Source organism: Streptomyces sp. XM4193, from assembly GCF_023072595.1.
Taxonomy (GTDB): Bacteria; Actinomycetota; Actinomycetes; order Streptomycetales; family Streptomycetaceae; genus Streptomyces.
The window spans coordinates 243,412-263,461 of the sequence record NZ_JALLGK010000004.1 but is presented as its reverse complement, the minus strand read 5'-3'; the positions used below and the strand labels follow the sequence as shown (position 1 = coordinate 263,461).

19 protein-coding genes are annotated in these 20,050 nt (G+C 72.3%); 11 read left to right on the top strand and 8 right to left on the bottom strand.

Going from position 1 to position 20,050, the window contains the following annotated elements; genetic code table 11:
• Positions 1–137 precede the first annotated feature (137 nt).
• A complete protein-coding gene (locus tag MTQ01_RS14135) occupies positions 138–719 on the bottom strand; it encodes a TetR/AcrR family transcriptional regulator (protein ID WP_247490304.1) in 582 nt (193 codons plus the stop codon).
• Between the two features lie 101 nt (positions 720–820).
• On the opposite strand from MTQ01_RS14135, the gene MTQ01_RS14130 reads away from it, so the two are divergent.
• Positions 821–2,251, top strand: a complete 1,431-nt coding sequence (locus MTQ01_RS14130; RefSeq protein WP_247490302.1) for an amidase — start codon at positions 821–823, stop codon at positions 2,249–2,251.
• 122 nt (positions 2,252–2,373) lie between these two features.
• Here the strand turns inward: MTQ01_RS14130 and MTQ01_RS14125 are convergent, their stop codons facing one another.
• The 3 genes from MTQ01_RS14125 to MTQ01_RS14115 form a co-directional block, all read right to left on the bottom strand.
• Complete coding sequence (locus MTQ01_RS14125) at positions 2,374–2,895, bottom strand: hypothetical protein (RefSeq protein WP_247490689.1); 522 nt, start codon at positions 2,893–2,895, stop codon at positions 2,374–2,376.
• A gap of 158 nt (positions 2,896–3,053) precedes the next feature.
• The gene (gene rsgA, locus MTQ01_RS14120; protein WP_247490300.1) at positions 3,054–4,187 is read right to left on the bottom strand and encodes a ribosome small subunit-dependent GTPase A; all 1,134 of its coding nucleotides are present in this window, start codon (positions 4,185–4,187) and stop codon (positions 3,054–3,056) included.
• A 695-nt stretch (positions 4,188–4,882) separates the two neighbouring features.
• Positions 4,883–5,812, bottom strand: a complete 930-nt coding sequence (locus MTQ01_RS14115; protein WP_247490298.1) for a metallophosphoesterase — start codon at positions 5,810–5,812, stop codon at positions 4,883–4,885.
• A gap of 187 nt (positions 5,813–5,999) precedes the next feature.
• Here MTQ01_RS14115 and MTQ01_RS14110 point away from each other — a divergent pair, with 187 nt between their 5' ends.
• Complete coding sequence (locus MTQ01_RS14110) at positions 6,000–6,518, top strand: SRPBCC family protein (RefSeq protein WP_247490296.1); 519 nt, start codon at positions 6,000–6,002, stop codon at positions 6,516–6,518.
• A gap of 258 nt (positions 6,519–6,776) precedes the next feature.
• On the opposite strand, the gene MTQ01_RS14105 is transcribed toward MTQ01_RS14110, so the two are convergent.
• Positions 6,777–7,304 carry a DapH/DapD/GlmU-related protein gene (locus MTQ01_RS14105; protein WP_247490688.1) on the bottom strand — a complete coding sequence of 176 codons (528 nt, stop codon included), beginning with the start codon at positions 7,302–7,304 and terminating at the stop codon, positions 6,777–6,779.
• Positions 7,305–7,419: 115 nt separating this feature from the next.
• On the opposite strand from MTQ01_RS14105, the gene MTQ01_RS14100 reads away from it, so the two are divergent.
• On the top strand, positions 7,420–8,349 hold the full coding sequence (locus MTQ01_RS14100) for a LysR family transcriptional regulator (protein WP_247490294.1): 930 nt from the start codon (positions 7,420–7,422) through the stop codon (positions 8,347–8,349).
• Positions 8,350–8,383: 34 nt separating this feature from the next.
• On the opposite strand, the gene MTQ01_RS14095 is transcribed toward MTQ01_RS14100, so the two are convergent.
• From MTQ01_RS14095 to MTQ01_RS14085, 3 genes are all read right to left on the bottom strand, one after another.
• Positions 8,384–10,444 carry a SpoIIE family protein phosphatase gene (locus MTQ01_RS14095; RefSeq protein WP_247490292.1) on the bottom strand — a complete coding sequence of 687 codons (2,061 nt, stop codon included), beginning with the start codon at positions 10,442–10,444 and terminating at the stop codon, positions 8,384–8,386.
• Between the two features lie 31 nt (positions 10,445–10,475).
• Positions 10,476–11,651 carry a YihY/virulence factor BrkB family protein gene (locus MTQ01_RS14090; protein WP_374207738.1) on the bottom strand — a complete coding sequence of 392 codons (1,176 nt, stop codon included), beginning with the start codon at positions 11,649–11,651 and terminating at the stop codon, positions 10,476–10,478.
• A 185-nt stretch (positions 11,652–11,836) separates the two neighbouring features.
• On the bottom strand, positions 11,837–13,156 hold the full coding sequence (locus MTQ01_RS14085) for a YihY/virulence factor BrkB family protein (RefSeq protein ID WP_374207751.1): 1,320 nt from the start codon (positions 13,154–13,156) through the stop codon (positions 11,837–11,839).
• 206 nt (positions 13,157–13,362) lie between these two features.
• On the opposite strand from MTQ01_RS14085, the gene MTQ01_RS14080 reads away from it, so the two are divergent.
• From MTQ01_RS14080 to MTQ01_RS14050, 8 genes are all read left to right on the top strand, one after another.
• On the top strand, positions 13,363–13,932 hold the full coding sequence (locus MTQ01_RS14080; protein WP_247490291.1) for a GNAT family N-acetyltransferase: 570 nt from the start codon (positions 13,363–13,365) through the stop codon (positions 13,930–13,932).
• A gap of 141 nt (positions 13,933–14,073) precedes the next feature.
• Positions 14,074–14,229, top strand: coding sequence for a putative leader peptide (locus MTQ01_RS25305; RefSeq protein WP_374207737.1), 156 nt, complete (start codon positions 14,074–14,076; stop codon positions 14,227–14,229).
• A 174-nt stretch (positions 14,230–14,403) separates the two neighbouring features.
• Positions 14,404–16,101: a nitrite/sulfite reductase gene (locus MTQ01_RS14075; RefSeq protein ID WP_247490289.1), complete on the top strand. Its 1,698-nt coding sequence runs from the start codon at positions 14,404–14,406 to the stop codon at positions 16,099–16,101.
• On the top strand, positions 16,098–16,313 hold the full coding sequence (locus MTQ01_RS14070) for a hypothetical protein (protein WP_247490287.1): 216 nt from the start codon (positions 16,098–16,100) through the stop codon (positions 16,311–16,313). The genes MTQ01_RS14075 and MTQ01_RS14070 overlap by 4 nt, the downstream gene beginning before the upstream one ends.
• Positions 16,310–17,002 carry a phosphoadenylyl-sulfate reductase gene (locus tag MTQ01_RS14065; protein ID WP_247490285.1) on the top strand — a complete coding sequence of 231 codons (693 nt, stop codon included), beginning with the start codon at positions 16,310–16,312 and terminating at the stop codon, positions 17,000–17,002. The genes MTQ01_RS14070 and MTQ01_RS14065 overlap by 4 nt, the downstream gene beginning before the upstream one ends.
• Positions 17,003–17,031: 29 nt before the next feature.
• Entirely contained in the window at positions 17,032–17,676 is a 645-nt protein-coding gene (gene cysC / locus MTQ01_RS14060; RefSeq protein ID WP_247490284.1) for an adenylyl-sulfate kinase, read from the top strand.
• Positions 17,673–18,608 (top strand): sulfate adenylyltransferase subunit CysD, encoded by a 936-nt coding sequence (gene cysD / locus MTQ01_RS14055; RefSeq protein ID WP_211038382.1) that lies wholly within the window; start codon positions 17,673–17,675, stop codon positions 18,606–18,608. Before cysC ends, cysD begins: the two co-directional genes overlap by 4 nt.
• A complete protein-coding gene (locus MTQ01_RS14050) occupies positions 18,608–19,966 on the top strand; it encodes a sulfate adenylyltransferase subunit 1 (protein ID WP_247490282.1) in 1,359 nt (452 codons plus the stop codon). Before cysD ends, MTQ01_RS14050 begins: the two co-directional genes overlap by 1 nt.
• Positions 19,967–20,050 lie beyond the last annotated feature (84 nt).

Genomic DNA, 20,050 nt, shown 5'->3' with positions numbered 1-20,050 from the left:
CCGTGCCCGGCGTACGCACTGGCGGAATTCGGACACCGCCGACGGCCTCCACCTCGACTCGGCAAGCGCGCGGGCGGGTGTGCGGCCGAGCGCGTGCACCCCATGCCGGAGGTGCGCGGCGGTACGGTGCGGGCGTCTCAGGCGTCCTGCCAGAGTCCGCGCAGATGGTCCTCCAGCACCTCTCGTGCCTGCTCCAGGTCGAGGTGGCCGACCAGCACCTGGGTCGTCAGTCCGTCGGTGAGGGCGAGTAACCTCCTTGCCTCACGGGCGGGTTCACCGGCGCAGTCGGCCTCCGCGAGCAGTCCGGCGAACAACTCCTGGGCCTGGCCGTAGGCGGTTCGCAGCAGCTCCGCCAGCCCGGGACTGACGACCGCCTGGGCGACGAAGGCGAGCCACACCCGCGCCTGCGCGCGCTGCTCCTCCTCCACCAGCGCGACCTGGTGGGCGGTGTGGCCGAGCGCGGAACGGGCGGACTGCGCCGGGCTGCTGGTCAGCCTGTTGCGGGCGCGGGCCATGGCCTGCTCGCCGACATGGGCCAGGGTGAAGGCGAGCATCTGCTCCCGGGTGCGGAAGCAGCGCTGGACCGCCCCCATCGAGACCTCGGCCCGCCGGGCGACATCGCGCAGTGTGACGCCCTCCAACCCGCGCTCCTCGGCCAACCGGCAGACGGCGTCGGCGATGTGGCGGCGGCGCGCCTCGTACTCCACCTGTCGCGGCATAGCGGCTTCCTCTCTCGGTCCGGGCCCCAGCCTATTCCGATGCACTTGCATCGAAACAACGCTAACGTATGTGATGCAAGCGCATCGAAAAGAGGACGTACATGCAGACCAGCACCCCGCACGAGGACTGGTGGGAGCGCACCGCCGCAGCTCAGACACAGGCGGTGCAGAGGGGCGAGGCGACCGCGGCCGAACTGGTGGAGAGCCATCTGGACCGCATCGCGGCCCTCAACCCCGAGGTCAACGCCGTGACGCAGCTGCTCGCCGAACGGGCACGCACCGACGCCGAGGAGCAGGACCGCCGCACGGCCGCCGGCGAGCGGCCCGGACCACTGGCCGGCGTCTGCTTCACCGTCAAGGAGAGCATCGCCGTACGGGGCGTGCCGACCACCCACGGGGCCACCCGGTTCAAGGACCTGGTGGCCGCCGAGGACGCCCCGCCGGTGGCCCGGCTGCGAGCCGCCGGCGCCATCCCCGTCGGTCACTCCAACATGCCGACGCTCACCCTCGCCGGCATGCACACCCGCAGCGAGCTCTTCGGCGACACCCTCAACCCGTGGGACCGCTCCCGCACTCCGGGCGGCAGCAGCGGCGGCGACGCGGTGGCCGTGGCCTGCGGGCTGACCGCGCTGGGGCTCGGCAACGACGCGGGCGGCTCGATCCGCGTACCGGCCTCCTTCTGCGGTGTGGCCGGGCTCAAACCGACCACCGGCCGGTACGCCGCCGACCACCGCATCGGACCGCAGGACCCGCCGCTCGGCGCGCAACTCTGCGTGGTGGACGGGCCGTTGGCGCGGTCGGTGGCGGATCTGCGCCTGGCGCACGAAGTGCTCGCGGGAGCCGATCCGGCCGATCCGCGCAGCCTTCCGGTACCCGTGCGCGGCGAGGCGCTGCCCGGCCCGGTGCGGGTGGCGGTGGTGACCGACCCGGGCGGGCTCGGCGTCCACCCCTCGGTGGTGGACGCCCTGCGGCGCGCGGCCGACGCGCTGCGGGACGCGGGGTACGAGGTCGAGGAGATCGACGACGTACCGCGGCTGGCCGAGACGCTCGACGCGTACGGCAGTCTGCTGATGTCCGAGTTCGCGCCCGGCTGGCCGACGGTGCGCACGCTGCTCGGCGAGGGCGGACACCGGTACATCGAGATGTCGATGGCGCGGGCCCGCACCGTCGACCTGCCCGAGTACCAGCGGCTGACCGGCGTACGCCTGGGCCTGGCCCGGGACTGGTCGCGGCTTCTGGAGCGCTGTCCGCTGGTGCTCGGCCCGGTCTTCACCGCACCGCCGCCCGCACCGGGAACGGAGTCCCGCGACGAGGAGGGCCACCGGCTGGTCGGCGAGGCGATGAGGCTGTGCACGGCGACGAGCTTCGTCGGACTGCCCGCGGTCGCGGTGCCGACCGGCTCGGCCGACGGCCTCCCCACCGGAGTGCAGCTGATCGGCAGGCCCTTCCGGGAGGATCTGTGCCTGGACGCCGCCGAGGCCGTCGAACAGCGCCTCGGCGTGCTGACCCCGGTCCGCGTACCGGCCGTCTGACCCGCCGGGCCCGGAGCGGGACGCGACCTCGGCCGCCCCGGGACCGGCCGGACTCGGGAGAGGGCAGAACTGTCGGTCGGGATCGGGCCGGTCAGGGATCGGCGGGTCAGGGATCGGGCCGGTCAGGGTTCGGGGAGGCGCTGGAGCAGTCCCCAGGTGAACTCGGCGAGCACCGGCCGGATTTCACCGTCCGGCGCGTCGGGCGCCTCGAAACGCAGCCGCCAGCGGGTGGGTGCCGACCCCTCCAGCGGGATCGCGGGCGGGAAGGCGCGGGCGACCTCGTCCACCGTGCACGACCAGGGCCGCAGGTCCGCCACCGTGCGAAGCGTCGGGCCGGGCGCGGAGGGCGCGCGCACCAACCACTCGTTCCACACCGGGCCGCCCGGCACCGCCAGAACCTCCAGTCGCAGATCCGGCCAGAGCGGAAGCGGCCACAGAAACGCCCGGAACTCCAGATCACCGACGGCGCGGCGGCCGACCGACTCCGGTTCGCCGAGCGCCGAGCGGTAGCGGCCCAGCGCGCCCCGGCCGCGCGGTGCGCGCACCATCGCCTGCCAACGCCGGTTGGCCTCCCGCATCCTGGCCCGGTCGACGCCCAACTCCCGCAGAGCGTCGGCGACCAGATCGGGCTGGAAGTCGGCCATCCGCCGCAGCAGCACCAGCTGGAGATCCGTCTCGTCGAACGCGTTCACGCCCGACTCCCCTCACGGCGAAGGGAGTCGGGCGCGTGCACGGCGCCCTCCGCACCACGGATGCGGGGGTTGGCGCGCTCGGTCCGGCTCGGCTTCCACACGCGGCCAGGCTACGACCGGTGACCGCCGTATCGGTGACCGCCGCGCTTGTGCTCGCCGCGCGACCTGCCGTCGGCGTCCCGGCGCTTGTACTCCTTGCGCTGCTCGGCCCGCAGACGTGCGTCGGTACGCGCGGCCAGCCGCTCGTCCTCCCGGCGCAGCCTGCGGTAGCTCTCCAGCCGGCGGGGCGCCAACTCGCCGTCCGCCACTGCGTCCTGTACGGCACAACCCGGCTCGGAACGGTGACCGCAGTCGCCGAACCGGCACTGCCGCGCGAGGTCCTCGATCTCGCCGAACGCCCGGCCCAGCCCCTCGCCCGCGTCCCAGAGGCCGACCCCGCGCAGCCCCGGGGTGTCGATGAACACCCGGCCGGACTCGGTGGCGTACAGCTCGCGCGTGGTGGTGGTGTGGCGGCCCTTGCCGTCCCGGTCGCGCACGGAGGCCACGTACATCACCTCCTCGCCGAGCAACGCGTTGGTCAGCGTGGACTTGCCCGCGCCGGAGACGCCGAGCAGCACGCTGGTGCCGTTGCCGAGCAGCGCGGAGAGCTCGGCAACGCCCTCGCCCGCCGCAGCGCTGACGGGGACCACCGGGACACCCGGAGCGACGGCGGCCGCGTCGGCGAGCGCATGCTCCAGGTCCGGTGCGAGGTCGGCCTTGGTGAGGACGACGACCGGCGCTGCCCCGCTGGACCACGCCAGCGCGACGAAGCGCTCCAACCTGCCCTGGTCCAACGGGCCGGCGAGGGAGACGCAGATGACGCTGCGGTCGATGTTGGCGGCCAGGACCTGTCCGTCCGAACGCTTGGAGGACGCCGAACGCCAGAAGGCAGTGCGCCGGGGCAGCAGCGCATGGACGAACGCGCCCTGCCGGCGGTCGGGTTCGACCACCGCCCAGTCCCCGGTGCAGGGCACCCGGGCCGGATCGCCGGTGGCGACGAGCCCGGTGTCGGCGAGGATCGTGGTGACTCCCTCGCCGTCGGCGACGACCACGTCGAGACGGCCGCGGTCGACCCGCACCACCCGGCCCGGCACCAAGCCGCGGTCGAGGTACGGGGTGAAACTCTCGGCGAACCCCTCGTCCCAGCCGTAGCGGGCGAGCGGGTGTGCCGTGCGGAGCGGAGACGCGGTGCCGCGTGAGGACACGGCGTCGTGTGCTGTCGAAGAGACAGATGAAGACAACGGAGGAACCCTTCGAACCGAAGGGCGGCCCCGAGAACCCGTGACGACGGGCGGGGCGGACGCCGGCGGGTCCGCGCGAGCGGAACGTCAGCCGACGGGCGCCGATCTCGGGCCGCACTTGGAGTGTTGGACGGTCGCGGTGCGGGCGAAGCCCTCGGTCAGGACAGTCATCAGCACTCACCTCCTGCTCTTCCCGGCCGGTCGCGGGACCGGCGGCGTGCGGCACCGGCGGGCGCGCGGTACGTCGCCGACGCTAGCGGCACCCCACTTCGGGCGCCAACGGTTTTTCGACGACCGCCGCCCCGGGCGCGTCTCCCCCGGCGGCGTGCCCTGTACCGGCAGCCGCACCGCACCGGCCCGTTCCGCACCGGCCCGGTCTGTGCCCGGCACGGCGCCGCAGCGGCGTGCGTGCGGCAACCGGCCGCGGGGCGGCACCCGTTCACCGCTCGCCGGACGCAACTCGCCCGCCCCCGGCGGGACTTGGGACTTCGCCTGCTTCGGGCCGCAGGCCCGGCACTCGCCGCCCCGACCGGCCCCGCGGACCGAACCCGTACGCAGGTGCACCCCGTTCGCCCGCTCGGCCGGCAGGCCGTGGCCCCGTCCGGGCGCCCGTCCGTCCGTCCGGCAGGCCCGTGTCCGGCCGGCGCGCCGGGCCCGCCTCAGCCGGCGATCGGGGGCGGGAGGATCTGCACCGGCCGGCCCGGTGCGCGTCCGTGGCGGCGCCACTCGCGCGGATAGCCGAGCGAGACCTCCTGGTGCGGTACGCCGTCGATCCGCATCAGCCGCGGAATGTGCAGATGCCCGTAGACGACGGTCGCGGCGCGGAAGCGGGTCGGCCAGTCGGCGGTGGCCTCGGTGCCGCACCACAGCGCGAACTCCGGGTACCAGAGCACGTCGGTCGGCTCCCGCACCACCGGCCAGTGGTTGATCAGCACGGTGGGCAGGTCACCCGAGAGCTCGACCAGCCGCTTCTCGCTGTACTCGAGCCGGGCGCGGCACCAGGCGTCCAGCGTCGGGTACGGATCGGGGTGGAGCAGATGCTCGTCGGTGCACACCACGCCGGCCTTGGTCGCCCGGCGCAGTGCCTCCTCCTTGGTCGCCACTCCGGGCATCCGGAAGCTGTAGTCGTAGAGCAGGAACAGCGGTGCGACCACGACCGGGCCGCCGATCCCCTCGAAGACCGGGAACGGGTCCTCGGGGGTGACCACACCCAACGACCGTGCCAGCTCCACGAGATGGCGGTACTTGGCCTCGCCGCGCAGCTGCACCGGATCGCCGGGCGCGGTCCACAGCTCGTGGTTGCCCGGGACCCAGACCACCCGCGCGAACCGCTCGGTCATGATCCGCAGCGTCCACTCGATGTCCGCGACCGTCTCGCCGATGTCGCCGGCGATCACCAGCCAGTCCTCCGGCGACTCCGGCTGGATGGCCTCGGTGATCTCACGGTTCTCCTGGTAGCGGATGTGGAGATCGGCGATCGCCACCAGCTTCGCCGCCCGGCCCTGCGCCCCCGGCTCCGGTGCGGCGCCGGGCTCGGCGGCACCGGTCGGTTCCACCGTGCCGCGCACTTCGTACGGCGTCGTAGGCATCCTGCTCCCTCTCGCGGACCGGTTGATCGTCGCCCCGAGCGTAGGCGCAGGCCACCGCCGATGAACAGCCGCACCCGGTACGGGAGATGGCGGACCGGCCGGTCCGGGCTCCGCACGGGGGACGGCACGGGCGGAGCACCGCTTGCTACCGGGCGGTAGGGTCGCCTTAGAGGATCGGAGGAGTTCCATGGCGCGCACCCTGCGGGTTTCGGACAGCATCGAGATCGCCGTCAACCCGTCCACCGCGTACGAGCAGGTGAGCGACCCGACGAAGATGGGCCGCTGGAGCCCGGAGAACCTCGGGGCGACCGTTCGGGACGAAGAACGCGCCGCCTTCGTCGGCATGGTCTTCGACGGGCGGAACAAGCGCGGCGCCTTCCGCTGGACCACCCGCTGCGAGGTGATCGCCGCCGATCCCGGGGAGCGGTTCGCCTTCAGGGTGCGGGCCATCGGCGCCCGACGCCCGCGGCTGCGCGCCCCGATCGCGACCTGGGAGTACCGGTTCGAGTCGACCCCCGTCGGCACCAGGGTGACGGAGACATGGATCGACGACCGCTCCTGGCCCGACTTCGCGGCCGGGATCTTCGACCGGATCGCCACCCGCGGCCAGACCTTCGCCGACTTCCAGCGAGGCAACATCCGCCGCACCCTGGACAACCTCAAGAAGGCGCTGGAGACCCCCGCCGACGGTCACGACCGGCGCTGAGCCGCCGCACCTCGGCCGCACCCCGTACGACACCGGGCGCGCGGCCGAGCCGCGCGAGAAGGACCGCACCACGAGCTCGGCACCACGAGCACCGCGCGGCGAGCACGGGCTTCCGGCTCCCGGCACCTCCACCGCACGCGGCCTTCACCGGCGGCAGCCGAGCGACGGACACCCGCGAACTCTCCACCACCGGACCGCATGTGACGGCGCGTCAAACTACGGCCCCCGGGGCTCGGGCGTCGCCGACCGCGGCCGGACTCAGTCGGTCGTTCCGATCACCCGTGCGGGCACTCCCGCGACCACGGTGCCCGCGGGGACGTCACGGGTGACCACCGCACCGGCAGCGACCACCGCGCCGGCGCCGACGGTCACCCCCTGGGTGACCACGGCGGAGGTTCCGATCCACACGTCGTCCTCGACGACGATCGGTGCGAAGCAGAGGTGCTCGCGGCGTTCGGCCTGCGGCAGCGGATGGCCTCCGGTGATGAGGCTGACCCTGGGCGCGATCATGACGCCGTCGCCGATGCGGATGCCTCCCCGGTCCATGAAGGTGCACCCCTGGTTGACGAAGACCCTCTCCCCGAACGTCGTGTTCAGCCCGTACTCGGTGAAGAACGGCGGGTAGATCACCACCGACTCCGGCAACGGACCGCCGAACACAACCGACAGTAGTTCGGCGCGACCTTCGCTGTCGCTGAACGGAAGCACATTCAGCCGGGAGGTCGCATCGGTCACCTCGGCGACCCGCTCCGCGTGACGTGCGAACTCGGGTGTGCGGACAAACATGATCTGTTCAGTGCGGGACGACATGCGCCGATCCCACCACCGCGCTGCACGCTCGATCAAACAACCCGCAACCGCTCCGGACACAACCTCTGGTTGTGCGACTACGGTGGCAGACGTGGATGTGGAAGCGCTTCGGACGTTCGTGACCGTCGCCGGGACCGGCCATTTCCAGGCCGCGGCCGACGAGTTGGGGGTGAGTCAGCAGGCGGTCTCCAAGCGGATCGCCGCCCTGGAGCGCCGCCTGGAGGTCGTGCTCGTGGTGCGCACCCCCAGGGGTTCTCGCCTCAGCCCGGACGGGCAGGTCTTCCTGCCGCACGCCAGGGCGGCGGTGGCGGCCGTCGAACGGGCCGAGCAGTCCGTGCGCCCGGGGAGCCGCCCGCTGCGGATCGACGTCCTCAACCGGCGCATCCTGCCGGCGCAGGCCGTCCACCGCTTCTACCGCTCCCGCCCCGGAACGGAGTTGGACGCCGTCACCCTGAGCGATGCGAACGCCGCCCGGGCCGCCCGTGCGGTGCTCGAGGGAACCGTCGACGCGTCCTTCCGTGCCCTGCCGGCGGACCGCGCACCGGCCGGGCTCAGCTTCGAACGCCTTCTGGACGCACCCCTGGAGCTGCTCGTCGGGCCCGGCCACCCGCTGGCCGGCTCTCCCGCGGTCACCCCCGCCGAGCTGGTCGGTCACCGGATCTGGATTCCGGGGATCGCACCCGGCACGGAGTGGGCGTCGTTCTACCGGTCGCTGGCCGAGACCTTCGGTCTGAGCATCGACGCACTCGGCCCCCATTTCGGCGACGAGGCGCTGATGGACGCGCTGGCCGAATCGGCCTCGCTGGCCACCCTGGTCGGCGGCGGCGACCGGTACCTGTGGCCGCAGACCCACGATCTGCGGCGCGTCCCCCTGCACGATCCGACGCCGGTCTACCCGCACCTGCTGCTGTTCCGCACCGGGGACCGCCACCCCGTGCTGACCGCGCTGCGCGAGCATCTGCGCACGACGGCCCCACAAGCCCCGCGCCGGGTGTGGACGCCGGAGTGGGTGGCGGGCTGAGCGACAGCCGGACCCGCCGGACGCCGGCCGGGCCCTACGGGCTGTCGAACTCGCACCAGACGCATTTTCCGGCGCCCCGCGACTCCACTCCCCAGCGGTCCGCCAGCCGGTCGACCAGCAGCATCCCGCGCCCCGTACGGTGCCACTCCTCGGCGTGCAGCACCTTCGGCTGGCGCGTGGAGCGGTCCGCGACCTCGATGCGCAGCCGGCGGTCCGCGCCGCCGAGCAGCCGTACGGTCACGGTGACGCCCTCCTCGGTGTGCAGCAGGGCGTTGGTCGCCAGCTCGTGAGTGGTCAGCACGATCTCCTCGGTGAACTGGTCGGCGCGCCAGGCCCTGGTGGCGTCTCTGACCATGTGCCGCACCCCGCTCAGCGCCTCCATGTCGCCGGGCGCGACGTACTGGTGGAGCCGCCGCCCCACCTGCGGGTTGACCGGGGTCTCGCGCCGCAGCAGCAGCACCGCGATGTCGTCCTCGCCGGAGGTCACCCGCGGCGACTCCACCAGCCAGTCCGCGAGCCGGTCGAGGTCCGAGGGCCCCAGCGGCACCGAATCCGCGAGGGCCTGCACCCCTTCCTCGATGTCGCCGCCGGGCCGTTCCACCAGACCGTCGGTGTAGAGCAGCACCGTCTCCCCCACCGCCAGTTCCAACGCCGTCTCCCGGTAGTCGAGCGGGCCCAGATGGAGAAGCCCGAGCGGGAGGGAGCCGGCCACCGGCAGCGGCCGGCACTCGCCGTCGCCGCGCATCAGCAGCGGGTCCAGATGGCCCGCCCGCACCATGCGCAGCCAGCCGGTGGACGGGTCGATCTCCGCGTAGAGGCAGGTGGCGAACCGCTCGGTGTCCAGGTCCGCGAGGAAGGCGGAGGCCCGGGCCATCACGGTGGTCGCCGGGTGGCCCTCGGCCGCGTAGGCGCGCAGCACGATCCGCAGCTGGCCCATGACCGCGGCGGCGTGGGTGTCGTGGCCCTGCACGTCCCCGATGACGATCGCGACCCGGCCGCCGGGCAGCGGGATCACGTCGTACCAGTCGCCGCCGATCTCGCCGAGCTGTCGCGCGGGGCGGTAGCTGACAGCCGTGCGGACCCCGGCCAGCCGCGGGATGGAGTGCGGCAGCATGAACCGCTGGAGGTCCTCGGCCAGCCTGCGCCCCTGGTCGAAGAGGGTGGCGCGCTGGAGGCTCTGCGCGACGCTGCTGGACATGGCGTTGAGCAGAGTGCGCTCGTGGGCGTCGAAGTCGTGGCGCCCGCGGTAGAGCAGCCCGAGCGCCCCGATGACCCGCGCGTGGGCGACCAGGGGCAGGCAGACCGCCGAGCCGACGCCCTCCGGCTCGACGTACGGCCACAGCTGCGGATAGCGCTCGGCGAACTCCTCGCCGGAACCGATGTAGACCGGCCGCATGGTGCGGACCACTTCGCTCATCGGCAGATCGGCGTCCAGCCTGGTCAGACTCGCGTCCGAGGGCTGGTCGACGTCCTTGCGCTCGGCGATGATCCTCAAGTGGTCGCCCTCGACCAGGCCCAGCCCCAGACTGGTCGCGTCGAGCCGGCTGAGCACGCCGGGGCTCTCCAGCACGTCCAGCACGTCGCGCACCGAGCGGGCGGTCGCCAGCGCGGCGGTGGTGTCGCCCAGGACGGCGCTCACGCCGCTCTCGGTCGCCTCCAGGCTGAGCCGGTCGGTGGAGTGCCTCAGCTCGTCGGTGGCGTCGCGCAGAATGCCGACGATGCGGTGCGGACGGCCGTCCACGATCCGCCGGATGTACGCCTGGACGTGGTTCCAGCGTGTTCCGCCCTCCAGGGTGCGGACCCGGAAGTAGGCGCCGAAGCTGTTCCTGCCTTCCTTGATCGCCTGGGAGGTCAGCAGGTCGAGGCGACTGACCTCGGCGGGCGGAAAGTACCCGTGGAGACTCTGCGGGCGCATCTCGTACTCGTCGGGGGGCAGCTCCAGTACGTCTCGCGCGGCACTGTCCAAGTGCAGCAGGTTCTGGTCGAGGTCCCAGTCGAAGACGCCCATCCGGTTCAGCGCGAGGATGCTCTCCACGCTGGTCGGCCGGTTCTCGTGCGGCGGCGTCGCCCCGGACATCGCTCCTTGAGTGTCCATCGGCACTCCCGTGCTGACACGGCGATCACACCTACTCTGTCATCCTTCGTCCGATTCTTCGACTGGTGTCCCTGAGCCTGTCCAACTGCTCACTGACTTCGGCCGAACGCAGCAACCGCTGCCAGGCGCGCATGTCCTCCTCGCTGTCCGGATCGGTCCGCGAGCCGCCCTGCTCGGCGTCGATTTCCGCGCGGGTGCGACGGGCCACCACCGCCTGGACCATCGCCGCGATCGCCGCCTCCCGCCGCCGGTCCTTGGCTGCGCGGGCCGCGGCCGTGGTGGCGGCCGGCCAGACCCGGTCGACGGCGGCGTTCACCGCGGCGCCCACCAGCACGGCGAAGGCCGACATCCCGAGCCAGAGCAGCAGCGCCACCGGGGCCGCCAGCGAACCGTAGATGCTCTGCCCCTCGACGGCGCTGCGCAGATACGTGCGCAGACCGACCGCGCACAGCACCCACAGCAGCAGCCCGACCAGCGCCCCCGGCAGATCCTCCCGCCAGGGCGAACGCACGGGCACGGAGACGTGGTAGAGCGTCGCCAGGAAGGAGACCGCGAGCAGCAGCACCACCGGCCAGTACAGGTACTGCACGAAACCCTGGAGCGCCGGCCACCACTGGACCGCCGCGCGGGGCCCGATCAGCGTCATCGGGACGATCACGGCACCCACGACCAGACCGACCACGTACAGGCCGAAGGCGAGCAGCCGGGTGGCGACGGCGTTGCGGTAGCCGTCCAGGCCGTACATCACGGTGATCGTCCCGATGAAGACGTTCATCGCCCGCGATCCGGACCACAGGGCGAAGACGAAGCCGAAGGAGAGCAGCCCGGGCCGTGCGCTGTTGACCAGATCGTCCAGCAGCGGGACGACCAGCTCGGCGACGCCGCGCTCGGAGAGCATCGCCGAGGACGCGTCGACCAGCTGGTCGCGCACGTGCTGGAGGATGCTCGTGCCCGCCAGGGAGTCCACACCGCTCAGCAGTCCGAGCAGCCCGAGCAGCAGCGCGGGCAGCGAGAGCATCGTGAAGAACGCGGCCTCGGCCGCCATCCCCATCACCCGGTACTCCGCGCAGGAGCGGTAGGTGTCCTTCAGCAGCAGGTAGCAGAGCTTGCGCTTGGGGACGTTGCGGTAGATCGCCCGCATCGAGACCGTCGTCGTCTTCGCCGCTGTTCCGGACCCATTCTTCGATTCCCCCGTCTCCAGTCCCACGGGGGTCAAGATAACGGGCGGGTGCACGCGGCAGGAGGGCGCCCGCCTCCGCGACCTCCCGGCGCACGGCGGTGGGGCCGGGGCCTGCGGTGGGAGGCGGTGGGACGGGACGCACGGTGGGCGCCGAAGGTACGGGCGCGGGTTGGGCGCCGGAGGTACGGGCGCGGGGCGCGTCCCGCCGCCCGTCACTCCCGGTGGGGGCCGCGGAGTCGCGAGCGCAGGTCCTCCGGCGGGTGGAAGCGGGCCCAGCGCTCGGGGAACTCGGCCGGCTGCTCGCCCGTCACGCCTCCGGAGGGCGAGTTGCCGGTGTGCTCGGGGCCTGCGCCGGTGGCCGGTCGCGCGCCGCCTGCGGAGCCGGAGGCGCCGGCAGCAGGCGAACCGCCACAGGTGTCCGGTTCGGCCGGGGTGGCACCCGACCGACCGGGAGCACCGGCACCGCCCGCGGCAGCCTCCGGCTCCTCGCCGCGGTCACGGTCGTCGCCGCGGTCACGGTCGTCGCCGTCGTCCTCGGGGTCCTCGTCGACGTCGGGATCGTCGGCGTCGGGGCGCTCGCTCTCCGTGGTGGTCCCGTGCTGCCGGCCCTTGCGGGCGGCTACGGCCGCGACCAGGGCCGCGGCCTGGTCCTCCTTGAGCTGCTCCCTGGCCCGCCGGGCCGCGGCGGTGGCCACGGAGGGCCAGACGCGGTCGATCGCCGCGTTGACCGCGGCGCCCACCAGCACGGCGAAGGCGGAGACGAAGATCCACAGCAGTACGGCGACGGGGGCGGCCAGCGAGCCGTAGATCGTGGGCCCCTCGACCGTGCTGGTGAGGTAGACCCGCAGCAGGAAGCTGCCGCCGACCCACATGATCAGCGCCACCAGCGCGCCGGGGATGTCCTCCCGCCACGGGGACCGGACGGGCACCGAGACGTGGAAGAGCGTGGTCAGGAAGACGATCGAGAGCAGCAGGATGACCGGCCAGTAGAAGAACCTGACCACCCACTCCAGTTGGGGCACCCAGCCCACCACCACCTCGGGCCCGACCACCATCAGCGGCAGCGCGACCGCGCCCAGGAGGATGGCGACGACGTAGAGCAGGAAGGCCAGCAGCCGGGTCTTGACGATGCCGCGGTGGCCGTCCAGCCCGTACATCACGGTGATGGTGTCGATGAAGACGTTGACGGCGCGCGATCCGGACCACAGCGCGAGCGCGAAGCCGAACGAGACGATGTCGGGCCGCCCGTCCTTGATGACGTCGTCGATCAGGGGCGTGGCGATGTCCTCGACGCCTCGGTCCGAGAGCACCTTGGAGGACGCCTCCAGGATGTTGGCCCGGACGTTCTCGATGGTGTCGGTGCCGATCCAGGCGTCCATGTAGCCGAGCAGGCCGATGAGTCCCAGCAGCAGGGGCGGCAGGGAGAGCAGGGTGAAGAACGCCGCCTCCGCGGCCAGGCCGAGAACCCGGTACTCGATGCAGGAGTTGACCGTGTCCTTGAGCAGCAGCCAGCTCAGACGCCGCTTGGGGATGTTTCGGTACAGACGGGCCGTCCTCGGCTTGGGTTCCGGCTGCTCGTCATCGGTCGTTCTCGCTGCGCACACGCTCTCAACGTAGCCGTACACGGAGGGTGCTCATGCACCGGTGACACGCTCACCCCCTTCCCGGGCGAGCGGAGAAGGCACGTTTCAGCGGCCCGTCGGCACGAGGCGCGGGGCGACCGTGATGGGATCGACGCATGGAAACCCGCACCGTCACCACCTGGTCGCTGGAGCAGACCTCGCCCCGGGACCTCATCGCCGTCCAGCAGTCGGACAGCCTGTCCGGGATACGGATCGCCCGGGCGGCGGTGCCGAGCCCGGAGTTCAGCCGTTTCCTCTACACCTCGGTGGGCGCGGACGTGACCTGGACGGATCGCCTCGGCTGGGACCGCGCGCGGTGGTCGGCCTTCCTCGAACGGCCGGGTGTGGAGACCTGGGTGGCCTACGACCGGGACACCCCGGCCGGTTTCGTGGAGCTGGACGCACAGGACGAGGGCGTCGTGGAGATCGGCTACTTCGGCCTGCTGGCCGCCTTCCGCGGCCGCGGCATCGGTGCACTGCTGCTGAGCGAGGGCACGGCCCGCGCCTGGGACCTGGCCGACCGGCTGCCCGGCCGCCGCCGGACCGAGCGGGTCTGGCTGCACACGTGCAGCAAGGACGGGCCGTACGCACTGGCGAACTACCGACGGCGCGGGTTCCGGGTGTTCGACACCAGGACCGAGGAGGAGCCGGCGGTGGACACTCCGGGCCCCTGGCCGGGAGCGTGACGCCCACGGCCGGCCACCGGTCGTCCGTCGCCGGCCGCCCGCCTCGCGGTCACCTCTCCCCCACCCCGCACAGCTGCCCCGACCGAACCTGCCGGAGCTGCCGCACACCGCCCTGACCTGCGACGATGTGAGCGAATCCACATGTCTCACAGAGTAGGACCGAGTTGTCCGCATCGCGGACGAAGCTGGACTGGATCCAAATCAGCGTGCAAGTCTTCCGTCATGTCCGGAGCTGGAACCGCCTTGGTGAGTCGACGTCACGTCGACCTCGGCCGCATGTCCAGCGCCATGTGTTGAGCGGGCTGACAGTCCCAGCACAGCAGCACCGAACCGCCCCCACCGTCGCGGGCGTTCCCCCTCTCCGAGCTCTCCCCCTCTGCCGCGGGGCACCGGCGCGTGCCCCGTTTCCGCAGGTCCGAGCCTTCTTCACCCGAGCCGCCGCACCCCGTCAGCCCGAAGGACGATTCCGCCATGGCCGACAACGCCAAGCCGACCGCTGCCGCCCCAGCTCGCCGCAAGGCGGGTCGCCACCGCGGCGAGGGGCAGTGGGCCAAGGGACATCTCACCCCGCTGAACCCGAACGAGCAGACCAAGAAGGACGATGACGGTCTCAACGTCCGGACACGTATCGAGACGATCTACTCCAAGCAGGGGTTCGACTCGATCGACGGCGCCGACCTGCGCGGACGGATGCGCTGGTGGGGTTTGTACACCCAGCGCAAGCCCGGCATCGACGGCGGCAAGACGGCGGTGCTGGAGCCGGAGGAGCTGGACGACAAGTACTTCATGCTCCGGGTCAGGATCGACGGAGGCCGGCTGACCACTCGTCAACTGCGTGTGGTGGGCGAGATCTCCGAGGAGTTCGGCCGGGGCACCGCCGACATCACCGACCGGCAGAACGTCCAGTACCACTGGATCCGGATCGAGGACATGCCGGAGATCTGGCGCCGGCTGGAGGAGGTCGGGCTCTCGACCACCGAGGCGTGCGGCGACACCCCGCGGGTGATCCTGGGCTCCCCAGTCGCCGGAATCGCCGAGGACGAGATCGTCGACGGAACGCCGGCGATCGACGAGATCCACCGCAGGGTGGTCGGCAACCCCGCCTTCTCCAACCTGCCCAGGAAGTTCAAGTCCGCGATCTCCGGTTCGCCGCTGCTCGACGTGGCGCACGAGATCAACGACGTCGCCTTCGTGGGTGTCGACCACCCCGAGCACGGGCCCGGCTTCGACGTCTGGGTGGGCGGCGGCCTCTCCACCAACCCCAAGATCGGTGTACGGCTGGGTGCCTGGGTCGGTGTCGACGAGGTGCCGGACGTCTTCGAGGGCGTCATCGGGATCTTCCGCGACTACGGCTACCGGCGGCTGCGCACCCGGGCCAGGATCAAGTTCCTGGTCGCGGACTGGGGCGCCGAGCGGTTCCGGGAGGTGCTCGAAGAGGAGTACCTGGGACGGAAGTTGGTCGACGGGCCCGCGCCCGAGGCTCCCCTGCAGCAGTGGCGCGACCACGTCGGCGTGCACCGGCAGAAGGACGGCCGCTACTACGTCGGCTTCGCCCCGCGAGTCGGCCGGGTGGACGGCGCCACGCTGACGAAGATCGCCGATCTCGCCGAGGCGCACGGCTCGGGCCGGGTGCGCACCACCGCCGAGCAGAAGATGATCGTGCTCGACGTGCCCGAGGAGCAGGTCGCCTCGCTGAGCGAGGAGTTGGGCGCGCTGGGGCTCACCACGACCCCCTCGCCCTTCCGGCGGGGCACGATGGCCTGCACCGGCATCGAGTTCTGCAAGCTCGCGATCGTGGAGACCAAGGGCCGGGGCCAGTCGCTGATCGAGGAGCTGGAACGTCGGATGCCCGACTTCGACCAGCCCGTCACCATCAACATCAACGGCTGCCCCAACTCCTGCGCCCGCATCCAGGTCGCCGACATCGGTCTCAAGGGCCAGCTGATGCTGGACGAGAACGGCGAGCAGGTCGAGGGCTACCAGGTGCACCTCGGGGGCTCGCTCGGCCTCGAACCGGGCTTCGGCCGCAAGGTGCGCGGCCTCAAGGTCACCGCCGCCGCGCTGCCCGACTACGTCGAGCGCGTGCTGCACAACTTCCAGCAGCAGCGCACCGACGGCGAGCGTTTCGCCCAGTGGGCGGCCCGGGCCGAGGAGGGCGACCTCAAGTGAGCGAGCGAGCGGCGCCGTACTACTGCCCGTACTGCGGCGAGGAGGACCTGCGGCCGTCCGAGGAAGGTCCGGGCGCCTGGGAGTGCGCGGACTGCAACCGGGCGTTCGCGGTGAAGTTCCTCGGGCTGCTGGCCGCGGGCTTCCGCGGCGGGGCGTCCGCTCCCGCGGACACGTCACCGACGCACGACCGGAGCGGGGAGGAGCACCGATGAGCACGGACGCGGAGCTGCGCGAGCTCGCCGAGGAGGCGGGGCGTCGGCTTGAGGACGCCACCGCGTCGGAGATCCTGCGCTGGGCGACGGAGACCTTCGGCGGGCGCTTCTGCGTGACCTCCTCGATGGAGGACGCGGTCGTCGCCCATCTCGCCTCGCGGGTACGGCCCGGCGTCGACGTGGTCTTCCTGGACACCGGCTACCACTTCCCCGAGACCATCGGCACCCGTGACGCCGTCGCCGAGGTGATGGACGTCAACGTCACGACCCTCACGCCCCGTCAGAGCGTCGCGCAGCAGGACGCCGAGTACGGACCGAGGCTCCACGACCGCGACCCGGACCTGTGTTGCGCGCTGCGGAAGGTCGAGCCGTTGGAGAAGGGTCTGGCCGGCTACACCGCGTGGGCGACCGGGCTGCGCCGGGAGGAGTCGCCGACCAGGGCGAACACTCCGGTCGTCGGCTGGGACGAGCGGCGCCGCAAGGTCAAGGTCTCCCCGATCGCGCGCTGGAGTGCTGCCGATGTGGAGGAGTACGTCGGCGCGCACGGCGTGCTCACCAACCCGCTGCTGACCGACGGTTACGCCTCCATCGGCTGCGCCCCGTGCACCCGCCGCGTCGCCGCCGGCGAGGACGCCAGGGCCGGCCGCTGGTCGGGCAACGCCAAGACCGAGTGCGGACTGCACGGCTGATGGCCCCGACGACGAGCAGGGAGCGGGAGATGACGACTGCGGGCTCCGCAACAACCGGGCCGCCGACCGACATCGGCACCGACACCACCGACACCGACACCGACACGGCGACCCACCCGGACGCGCACACCGCCGCGGACAGCGGTGGCGTGACGGTGTGGCTGACCGGGCTGCCGAGCGCCGGAAAGAGCACCCTGGCGCGGGAGTTGGCGCCCCGGCTGCGCGCCGGGGGCCGCCGGGTGGAGGTGCTGGACGGCGACGAGATCCGCGAGTTCCTCTCCGCGGGGCTCGGCTTCTCCCGCGAGGACCGCCACACCAACGTCCAACGCATCGGTTTCGTCGCCCAGTTGCTGGCCTCGCACGGGGTGACCGTGCTGGTGCCGGTGATCGCGCCGTACGCCGAGTCCCGCGAGGCCGTGCGCGAACGGCACCGGGCCGCGGGCACCGCGTACCTGGAGGTGCACGTGGCGACGCCGGTGGAGGTCTGCTCGGTCCGCGATGTGAAGGGCCTGTACGCCAAGCAGGCCGGCGGCGAGATCACCGGCCTGACCGGCGTGGACGACCCGTACGAGGCTCCGGTCGATCCGGACCTGCGGATCGCCGCGCACGAGCAGAGCGTCTCGGAGTCCGCCGCGGCGCTGGAGTCACTGCTGAGGGAGAGGGGACCGGCGTGAGTGTCACGACCACCGCCACCGAGGAGAAGGACAGCCCGTACGCGCTCAGCCACCTGGACGCGCTGGAGTCGGAGGCCGTGCACATCTTCCGGGAGGTGGCGGGCGAGTTCGAGCGGCCGGTGATCCTCTTCTCCGGCGGCAAGGACTCCATCGTGATGCTGCACCTGGCGCTGAAGGCGTTCGCGCCGGCGCCGGTGCCGTTCGCGCTGCTGCACGTGGACACCGGGCACAACTTCCCCGAGGTGCTGGAGTACCGGGACCGCACGGTCGCGCAGCACGGGCTGCGGCTGCACGTCGGTTCGGTCCAGGAGCTGATCGACCGCGGCGAGTTGCGCGAGCGCCCGGACGGCACTCGCAACCCGCTCCAGACGGTCCCGCTGCTGCGCGAGATCGAGGCGGGCCGCTTCGACGCGGTGTTCGGCGGCGGGCGGCGCGACGAGGAGAAGGCCCGCGCCAAGGAGCGGGTGTTCTCGCTGCGCGACGAGTTCGGCGGCTGGGACCCGCGCCGCCAGCGTCCCGAACTGTGGCAGCTCTACAACGGACGCCACTCCCCCGGTGAGCACGTACGCGTCTTCCCGCTGTCGAACTGGACCGAGCTGGACGTCTGGCAGTACATCCTGCGCGAGAAGATCGAGCTGCCCGCCATCTACTACGCGCACGAGCGCGAGGTGTTCGCGCGCAGCGGCATGTGGCTGGCGCCCGGCGAGTGGGGCGGGCCCGGCCGGGGCGAGTCGCTGGAGCGCCGCCGGGTGCGCTACCGCACCGTCGGCGACATGTCCTGCACCGGCGCGGTCGACTCCGACGCCGACACGATCGAGAAGGTCATCACCGAGATCGCCGCCTCCCGGCTCACCGAGCGGGGTGCCACCCGGGCGGACGACAAGCTCTCCGAGGCCGCGATGGAAGACCGCAAGCGCGAGGGGTACTTCTGATGACCACCGAACAGACCGCCTTCGAGGCCGATCCGACGGCGGCCGCGGCGACCGCGCTGCTGCGCTTCGCCACCGCGGGCTCCGTCGACGACGGCAAGTCCACCCTGGTGGGCAGGCTGCTGCACGACTCCAAATCGGTGCTGAGCGACCAGTTGGAGGCCGTCGAGCACGCCTCCCGCAACCGCGGCCAGGAGACGCCGGACCTGGCGCTGCTGACCGACGGTCTGCGCGCGGAGCGCGAGCAGGGCATCACCATCGACGTCGCCCACCGCTACTTCGCCACTCCCCGGCGCCGGTTCATCCTCGCCGACACCCCCGGGCACGTGCAGTACACCCGGAACATGGTCACCGGAGCCTCCACCGCCGAGCTGGCGATCATCCTGGTCGACGCCCGGCACGGAGTGGTCGAGCAGACCCGCAGGCACGCCGCGGTGGCCGCGCTGCTGCGTGTGCCGCACGTGGTGCTCGCGGTCAACAAGATGGACCTGGTCGACTACGCGGAGCCCGTCTTCGCGGACATCGCGCGGGAGTTCACCCGGTACGCCGCCGAGCTGGGTGTGCCCGAGGTCACCGCCATTCCGATCTCGGCGCTGGCCGGCGACAACGTGGTGACCGCCTCCGCGCGGATGCCCTGGTACGGCGGCCCCACCGTCCTGGAGCATCTGGAGACGGTTCCGGTCGGCCACGACCCCTCCGAGGACGTGGCGCGCTTCCCCGTGCAGTACGTCATCCGCCCGCAGACCGCCGAACTGCCGGACTACCGCGGCTACGCGGGCCAGATCGCCTCCGGCACCCTGCGCGTCGGCCAGCGGGTCGCGGTGCTGCCCTCGGGCCGGACCAGCACCGTCGAGGCCATCGACGCGCTCGGCGAGCAGGTCGACGTCGCCTGGGCCCCGCAGTCGGTGACGCTGCGGCTCACCGACGACCTCGACATATCCCGCGGCGATCTGCTGGTGCCCGCCGACGACCGTCCCGAGCCGAGCCAGGACCTCACCGCGACCGTCTGCCATCTGCACGACCGTCCGCTGCGTCCCGGCGCACGGGTGCTGCTCAAGCACACCACCCGCACCGTCAAGGCGATCGTCAAGAAGCTTCCCTCCCGGCTGACCCTGGACGACCTCTCCCAGCACCCCGAGCCCGGCGAGCTGGTGGCCAACGAGATCGGCAGGGTGGTGCTGCGCACCGCCGAACCGCTGGCGCTCGACGCGTACGCCACCTCCCGGCGCACCGGATCGTTCCTGCTGATCGACCCGGCCGACGGCACCACCCTGACGGCGGGCATGGCCGGTGACGCGTTCGCGGAGAAGGCCGACGAGCTGCGCGCGGCCGAGCGCGACGACGACGGCTGGGACTTCTGACAGATGATCGACTCGGTTTTCACCACCTTCGACCAGCGCGGCGGCCGGATAGGCGACGGCGTGGTGGGGAGCGGGCACGGCGGC

Coding starts and splice junctions, on each gene's coding strand:
- MTQ01_RS25305 (WP_374207737.1), top strand. CDS start 14,074: ATGTCTCACAGAGTAGGACCGAGTTGTCCGCATCGCGGACGAAGCTGG.
- MTQ01_RS14095 (WP_247490292.1), bottom strand. CDS start 10,444: ATGGACACTCAAGGAGCGATGTCCGGGGCGACGCCGCCGCACGAGAAC.
- MTQ01_RS14075 (WP_247490289.1), top strand. CDS start 14,404: ATGGCCGACAACGCCAAGCCGACCGCTGCCGCCCCAGCTCGCCGCAAG.
- MTQ01_RS14105 (WP_247490688.1), bottom strand. CDS start 7,304: ATGTTTGTCCGCACACCCGAGTTCGCACGTCACGCGGAGCGGGTCGCC.
- MTQ01_RS14125 (WP_247490689.1), bottom strand. CDS start 2,895: ATGGCCGACTTCCAGCCCGATCTGGTCGCCGACGCTCTGCGGGAGTTG.
- MTQ01_RS14115 (WP_247490298.1), bottom strand. CDS start 5,812: ATGCCTACGACGCCGTACGAAGTGCGCGGCACGGTGGAACCGACCGGT.
- MTQ01_RS14135 (WP_247490304.1), bottom strand. CDS start 719: ATGCCGCGACAGGTGGAGTACGAGGCGCGCCGCCGCCACATCGCCGAC.
- MTQ01_RS14110 (WP_247490296.1), top strand. CDS start 6,000: ATGGCGCGCACCCTGCGGGTTTCGGACAGCATCGAGATCGCCGTCAAC.
- MTQ01_RS14050 (WP_247490282.1), top strand. CDS start 18,608: ATGACCACCGAACAGACCGCCTTCGAGGCCGATCCGACGGCGGCCGCG.
- cysC (WP_247490284.1), top strand. CDS start 17,032: ATGACGACTGCGGGCTCCGCAACAACCGGGCCGCCGACCGACATCGGC.
- MTQ01_RS14130 (WP_247490302.1), top strand. CDS start 821: ATGCAGACCAGCACCCCGCACGAGGACTGGTGGGAGCGCACCGCCGCA.
- MTQ01_RS14065 (WP_247490285.1), top strand. CDS start 16,310: ATGAGCACGGACGCGGAGCTGCGCGAGCTCGCCGAGGAGGCGGGGCGT.
- MTQ01_RS14080 (WP_247490291.1), top strand. CDS start 13,363: ATGGAAACCCGCACCGTCACCACCTGGTCGCTGGAGCAGACCTCGCCC.